Here is a 1,330-nt window from a genome sequence, read left to right on the forward strand (position 1 = left end):
GTACCAATGGTACATTAACAACGCGTTATGGTATTCCAAATAGTAGTGATTTCAATCCTAGTCGGGTCACTTATTTTGTCAAACCTAAGGGGCAGGAAATTTGTTTTGCCATTCCAAGTCTATCTTTCGAAGGCAATGGAGGTGTAAAAGCGGGTCCACCTGAAATTTTTGATCCATCTTTTGGTTTTTTGCCTCAGTCAACTGACTCATATGATAAGAACTTTCCGACTACAGCTGCTAACAACATGTACTTTGATTTAAGCATTGCAGGTAATAAACAAGCATTGTCTTGGTCTCCGGTCTCGCGTGGTGGTATCACGGCGACTATGACCAATTCTACAGCGACAGGCGTACGGGTTACCTTAACTGGCCCTGTTGCAACCGAATCTCAATGGAATTCCAGCAATCCTGATCCTATTACTATGCCTACTTTGCCCCAGACCTTCGAGTTAGTTGGTCGAGATAGTAGTGGTAACGCTATCGTTAAATATGGATTTACGTTAAAACAATGGTTTGTCAATCGAGGTAAAACTTATTACAGCTATCCTAGCATGGAATCCTGGTGTAACAGTATTGGTTATCGCCTGCCTAAAGTTAAGGATTTAACTAATGCAAAACGTTATGAAATTACTGGAGGTACACCTTCATCATCAGGTGATTATTATATGCGTACAACTGGTGCAGGCTTGCTTGCGGAGTGGGGTAATATAGGCAAATATGATCGAACCAACTTTGACTCCGTCCAATGGTACTGGACCAGTGATGCAAAAGGTTTGAGCCGGTTCGTCGTTTTTCCTAAAGATGGTCATGTGCATTGGGCTGAACCCTCGTATGATGAATCGGTAGGACTTTGCACTTATCCTTAACGCTTATTTTTTCGTTCTTAATTACATTAAGGTTTAGGGAGGGATTAGGAACGGAAACGATTTTATGGCTTCACGATACATAAGCACCCGCCTCGGCGGGTTTATTTTTGAGGTTTTTTATTGCAAAAAAAGTTGAGGAGTGGGGTTTTTGGGGGTTTAAATTCTGTTTTGAAATATTGTCTTAAATAAATAATTCCGCTCTAACTGTGGTGCTTTTTAGTAGCTGTTTTTTGCATCAAAAAAAGTTGAGGAGCGGGGTTTTTGGGGGTTTAAATTTCGCTTTGAATTATTATCTTAAATAAATAATTACCCCTTAAACTGTGTCGTTTTTTAGTAGCCGTTTTTACATCAAAAAAAGTTGAGGAGCGGGGTTTTTTGGGGTTTTAAATTTCACTTAAAAAGTTTTAAATGATCAAACTTACTAAATTTCTAATTCAAAGCCCTAAAATAAAATTTTTGAGGAT

The 1,330-nt window shown here is 38.9% G+C and carries 1 pseudogene; it reads left to right on the plus strand.

What is annotated here, in order from left to right:
- Positions 1 to 866 (plus strand): annotated as a pseudogene (locus tag J3U16_RS11885) (hypothetical protein); the annotation flags it as partial.
- Positions 867 to 1,330: the final 464 nt, after the last annotated feature.

This window comes from Gilliamella sp. B3023 (assembly GCF_026536845.1).
Taxonomy (GTDB): domain Bacteria; phylum Pseudomonadota; class Gammaproteobacteria; order Enterobacterales; family Orbaceae; genus Gilliamella; species Gilliamella apicola_E.